This window comes from Desulforhopalus singaporensis, assembly GCF_900104445.1.
Classification (GTDB): domain Bacteria; phylum Desulfobacterota; class Desulfobulbia; order Desulfobulbales; family Desulfocapsaceae; genus Desulforhopalus_A; species Desulforhopalus_A singaporensis.
On sequence record NZ_FNJI01000079.1, the window covers coordinates 1 to 5,885 of the forward strand.

The 5,885-nt window shown below is 44.3% G+C and carries 5 protein-coding genes and 1 pseudogene; 4 read left to right on the forward strand and 2 right to left on the reverse strand.

From position 1 onward, the window contains the following. On the reverse strand, positions 1-384 hold a 384-nt coding region (locus BLQ17_RS21460; protein ID WP_143005602.1), incomplete at its 3' end, for a DUF1302 domain-containing protein. 584 nt (positions 385-968) lie between these two features. Between BLQ17_RS21460 and BLQ17_RS21465 the strand changes: the two genes are divergently transcribed. The 4 genes and pseudogenes from BLQ17_RS21465 to BLQ17_RS21480 all read left to right on the forward strand — a co-directional run. Then, a complete protein-coding gene (locus BLQ17_RS21465) occupies positions 969-3,128 on the forward strand; it encodes a sigma 54-interacting transcriptional regulator (protein ID WP_092226274.1) in 2,160 nt (719 codons plus the stop codon). Positions 3,129-3,446: 318 nt separating this feature from the next. Continuing rightward, complete coding sequence (locus BLQ17_RS21470) at positions 3,447-3,800, forward strand: putative quinol monooxygenase (protein WP_092226276.1); 354 nt, start codon at positions 3,447-3,449, stop codon at positions 3,798-3,800. A gap of 479 nt (positions 3,801-4,279) precedes the next feature. Next, positions 4,280-4,936, forward strand: a complete 657-nt coding sequence (locus BLQ17_RS21475) for a GntR family transcriptional regulator (protein WP_092226278.1) — start codon at positions 4,280-4,282, stop codon at positions 4,934-4,936. A 181-nt stretch (positions 4,937-5,117) separates the two neighbouring features. After that, positions 5,118-5,369: pseudogene (locus BLQ17_RS21480) on the forward strand (IS5 family transposase); the annotation flags it as partial. A gap of 170 nt (positions 5,370-5,539) precedes the next feature. Here BLQ17_RS21480 and BLQ17_RS21485 read toward each other — a convergent pair. Further along, positions 5,540-5,885 (reverse strand): integrase core domain-containing protein (locus BLQ17_RS21485; protein WP_143005603.1); only part of this gene is annotated, 346 nt, incomplete at its 5' end.

The following is a 5,885-nucleotide window of genomic DNA, read 5'->3' on the forward strand; positions in this document are numbered from 1 at the left end:
GCTGGTCAGGGGGGAATCGTGGTCGTTGCTTTGGTTGTATACAAAATCATACCAGCCGTGAGCCCTGGTGAAGAGGCCGAAGTTGTAGAGGGGACCCACTTCGCCGAAATTGAGGTCTGCTTCGGTAAGCACATCGAAGCGATTTTTGATCAGGCTCCACCGGTCGAAGTTCCGGTTGCCGTCATCACTGTTCGGATCGGCGATCAATTTCTTATCCTGATCCTCAATACGTTGAGCCACCGAGTAGCGCAGGGTCGTGTCCCAGTCAAGGGAGATCCCGTTGCCAAGATCAAAATTAAGCGCGTACGCGCCGGTTGTCGCCGACAGACAACCCAGCATCGCTGCCCCCGAATACAACAAAACCTTTTTGGCTTTTCTCCTCATCGAATCAACCTCCTTAGTGTGAGTTGTTGTTACTACACGTTTCCTGCATGCTCTCCCTGTTGAACATCTGCACAACTAAAACCTTGGTAATGGTGAGTTCTTTCGCTTTAATGCCAACGAATGTAAATGGGTCTTCAAACCTGTCGACACAGGTTCTCTTTTTGGAATTTGATAAATCATCAGCAAAGGCCACTATCGGTTTTCGTTTTAATCGGGTATTGTCGATCTGAAACTCTTAACGATTCTTGAAGCGTCGGATCATTTTGAAGTTGAATATATACAATCTTTGTGCCAGATAGTATTTGGGTCGTTAATTGAATCATAACTTTATGAATTGAATATGTTTATTCTTGCATGCCTAATAATCATTGCGCTTGACATGTTTGTCTTACGCGATATAAAGCGCGCAAATAAACTGCGAAATATCACTTTGCGCTATATATCGCGCGTATGCTTGGTGGGATTTGGGTGATTTGCGAGCGATTTGCTGTAAAATTTGTTTTACGGACTGAAAAAACAGATGAGGCATACAAAAAAATCGTCCTGTTGCATGTTATTGCATCGTTTTCGGAGAAAATTTTGAAATGAATCTGAAATACAGTGAGCAATCAAAAAACTTTTTGGAAGATAATTACCGTTTTGAAATGTTTCTCTCTGAAATGGCGACCAAATTCATCGATCTGCCCGTAAACCAGGTAAGAGAAGAAATCGAAAAAGGGTTAAGGCTCATTGTTGAATACCTGAAAATTGATCGATGCTCGCTGTTGAAATTTTCGACCGACGGAACACGACTCCTTCCTGCCAACTCATACACCATTCCTGCGGCTCAGTCCCCTTTAGCCAAAAATTTTTCGTTCAAGATGCCTTCTTACATCGCAAAACTCAGAAAAGGAGAACGGGTTTTTGTCTCGCAACCGGAAGATGTGCCGGAGGAATGGGTGCTTGAGAAAAAGTACATGAAGAAAATGGGGATCAAGGCCCACTTGGGTTTACCGCTAAAGGTTGGGGATGATGTTGTCGGGGTATTGACATTTGATGTTTTTCGATCGGCGAGCGACTGGCCGCAGGTGCTGCTTGAAAAACTCAGCTACCTGTCCATGATTTTCGGCAATGTGTTGATGCGAGAAGGTATCTACAACCAGATTGATCGAGCTTTGGGATTTGAGGAGTTGCTCTCCGAAATTTCGACCAGGTTTCTCAATCTACCTGTAAAAGCAATAGATACGAATATCAAAGCGGCCCTGCAGAAATTGGTCGAGTTCCTCGATATGGACCGGTCGACACTGTATCAATTAAATATAGAAAAATCCAATTTTTTTCTGACCCATTTCTGGTCCAGATCGGGCATTGAAAATATGCCCAGCCTTTCCGGCAGAGATTTCCCATGGATGGAAAATAAACTCAGGAAAGGGGACATTCTTACCTATTCCTCGATCGAGGATTTGCCGGCCGAGGCGGAGCATGACAAAAAAATACTGATGAGCGTGGGCGACAAGTCAATCCTTGTTATCCCGTTGATGGCTTCGGGAACCTTGATAGGAGCGCTTTCATTCAGCTCGATTCGCAACAAGAAAGTATTGCCCGATAAAATTGTCCAGAGATGCCGACTTATCGGAGAAATTTTTTCCAGCACCTTGACGCGAGTTGAATCCGCTCTTGCATTGATTGAAGCGTTCTCCAAAATCAAGCATTTGAAGGCGCAACTTGAGTCTGACTATAATTATCTTCGCGATGAACTGGACTCTGAGTTTGGCTTTCATGAAATGATAGGAAAAAGCGCACCGCTCCAGCATGTCCTGTTCAAAATTGAACAGGTTGCGCCAACCGATACGACTGTTCTCATTCTTGGAGAAACCGGAACGGGGAAAGAGCTGGTTGCCCGGGCCATTCACAACAAGAGTACACGAAAGAATCGGCCTTTGGTAAAAGTCAATTGTGCAGCACTTTCGCCAATGCTGATAGAAAGTGAATTGTTCGGTCATGAAAAAGGCGCGTTCACAGGTGCTTACAAAAGAAAACCAGGCCGCTTTGAAACGGCTCATGGCACCAGCTTTTTTTTAGATGAAATTGGAGAACTTCCCTTGGACCTCCAGGCAAAATTACTTCGAGTGATCCAAGATGGAGAGTTGGAACGGATCGGCGGCACCGGTACCATTAAGGTGGAGGTGCGGATCATCGCGGCAACAAACAAAGATCTTTACAATGAAGTCCGGGAAGGCCGTTTTCGGCAGGACTTGTATTACAGGTTGAATGTTTTCCCAATTACAGTGCCTCCCCTTCGGCAACGAACGGACGACATCCCTTTGCTGCTCAACTGGTTTGTCCAGAAATTTACTAAAAAATTGGGTAAAAAAATTACAGGCATTTCCAAAGATGTCATAGCAAAGCTGCAGGGTTACCAATGGCCTGGGAATGTTCGTGAGCTTGAAAACACTGTAGAACGCGCTGTCATCAACAACAATGGGCCTATGTTACGAATGAGGGATGTCTCCGGGGCCGTTGAATTCAATCAAATAAAAGCTGGTAACGAAGAGACATTTATTGACAATGACGAACTTCTGTCAACACCCCAGCGGACAACGCTTTCCGAGTTGGAACGAAATTACATTATTCAGGTTCTCAAGGAGAATAACTGGCGAATCGATGGCCCTAAGGGAGCCGCATTGATTCTCGGGCTTAAAACTTCAACCTTGCGTTCCCGCATGAAAAAACTCGGCATCCGAAGGCCGTCCACCCCACAATAATCTATCTGCTCGCCTTATTTACCGTTCGTTGGTTCGTCGATATATCACGTATAAAGCAATATATCACTTGTTTTCAAACGTGATATATAACGCATATGCGCTGTGCAACAGAGCCCTGGATAGTTTTCGTCCAAATCTATACTCCATGAGTATTAAGTGGTTACACTGTTTTTTTCATATAAAAAAAACTTGGCAAATGATTTGCATGCCCTTATCTTCAATTCACGGACAAAAATTATCTCGATGCCAAAAAGTATTGTATCCGTTCACCGGAAAACCGAAATACTCCAACTGCTTATCCGGAATAGAGAATAGGTTATGCTTATTGTCATTACAAAAATCTATGTGCCACCCAGGAATCAAAAAGAAATCCTTCAGACGCTTTATTCCCTGCTTGATCTCAACAGAAAAGAAGGTGGGTGTCTCAACTACAACATCTATCAAGAAATAGGATGCGAAAACCATTACTGCTTGATCGAGAGATGGTCATCTTTGAAGCAATGGGATACTTATTTTGGTTCCGATCGATTCAAAGTCTTTATGGGAGCCATGAGCTTTCTAGACAGGACGCCGCAGATTACCTTCGGAACGGTCTCCTCTGAAAAAAAGGCAGAATCGCTCATGAAACGTATTCAGGAGATGCAACCGGGATCAGACAGCAATGGTGATTGAGTTCGAATGCGGTTATCTTGATAAATCGTTCCATTAACGATATCTTCCACCAACTCAGGAAAAGGTGTTCAAGTTTTTTTCCAGTTAAGCAAAACTGATATATTCAGCCACTGCTGTTTGAATGAATAAGTAGAAAACAAAAACCTCCTACAGGCCAAACGTTCATAATGAACTATAGGGTAAAAGTCGGCAGTCACAAGTCAGACTCATCAGGAGGAACACATGGAAACCATTCATTACATAGGACTTGACGTCCACAAAAAACGGTATGTTACTGTGTGAAAACTTACCAAGGGGAGACCTTTGATTGCATAAAAAGGGCAGGAAATCCACCTAAGAAACAGCTACTGACTGTTCAAACAAACTGAACCAGCTCTTATCACGCTTGTAAATCATCACCGATTCCTCAGTACAATTTATCGCTTGCTGAAGATTGGTGGTAATCAAAAATATTAATGCATTGTTAAAGGAAAAAAATTATGGTCCCAACTAATCTCGATGGAGCTAGTCTGGCTGAGCGTATATCTCAAACCCTGACGAAGGACATCCTTAATCGAAGCCTTCGAGGTGGAGATCGTTTAGTGGAAACCGAATTGCAGAATCATTTTGGTGTAAGCCGGTCGCCCCTTCGGGAAGCCTTCCGAGATTTGAAAAAAAAAGGCTTAGTGGAAATCCGGCCTCGACGGGGGACTTTTGTCAAGAACATCAACCGTAAAGACATCAACGAACACTACCCGGTGCTTGCGGCGTTAGAGGGATTGGCGGCACGGGAGGCCCACGGTCTTATGACTAAAAAGCACAAAAATGATTTGGCCAACCACTTTGAGGGCATGCATGATGCGGCGCATAACGGTGATGTAGAGCTGTTTCTCAAAAAACACGACTGGTTTCACCTTGTATATATTACGGCCAGTGGTAACCAGTTGCTGATCGACATGATCCAGGACATGCGCCTGCGCGGGACGATTTTACGGTATTTTTATAAATATACTCACGCCTATTGCAAACAGAGTCTCGATATCCATAGCCGCATCCTTTCGGCATTGGGCAATCCGGACGAAGATCCGAACGATGTGGGACGACTGATCCGCAGTCACATAGAGGACATGCTTGTAATGAAAGGGTGGGCACTGTAGCAGTAAATTGAAATAGTTTAGACTTTTTTTCTTTACCTGAGATAGTTCCGATTTGATCTGTTTGAATGCATAATTCGATTCTCCTCAGTAACGAATAACAGTCGGTAATCGCGAGCATAAAACCGCTGAATCGTGTATAATGTGTAGAAATTTAACAGGATATTCCTCAAAAGGCTTGCACATGATCCAATATACGAGCAGTAAGCAACTCACCCTGGATGGATTTAGCCTTCCCTTTGGCGGTGCACTGAATCCGAAGAACCGGTGGGTAAAATGGAGCGCAGTTATCCCGTGGGACGACTTGGCTGCATGTTATTACAAGACGATGAATCCCAATAAGGGGCGTCCGGGAAAAGATGCACGCCTGGTGATCGGTGCGATGATCATCAAGCATAAGTTGACCCTGAGTGATGAAGAGACGGTACTGCAGATTGTCATTCAGCGTCGAAAATTGACCCCCAATCGGCGTCCAAGGTTGACCCCATTGGCTTAAATATCATTTCGTTTTAAATCTCTTAATTATTTAATATGAAAAGCTTTTTAAAACAGAAAGTGTTCGGCGATTCATAGCGCAAAGGGGTCAATATTCAAAGCGGAAAAGGGTCAAATTTCAATGCTGAATGACACATTCATCCGGCCCACCATGTAAAAAGGGTCCCTGGGTCTGCCGCGCAGTGCCAGTTCCAGTGCGTTTTCCTCGACTCCCTTAGCAAGGGTTTTCTTGAGTTCGTTCTGGATTTCAAAGTAGCGGTCTGCAGGACACAGCCCTTTTATTCCCTGGTGAGGACGACGGTGGTTGTAGTAATTTATCCAGATTGCAATTCGCTGCTGGGCATCTTCAAAGCTGTCGAACTGGGCACGAAACAGGAACTCCTGAAGAATCGTCTTCCAGAACCGTTCGATTTTACCAAGTGTCATAGGGTGGTGCGGTCGGCTTCTGATATGCTTG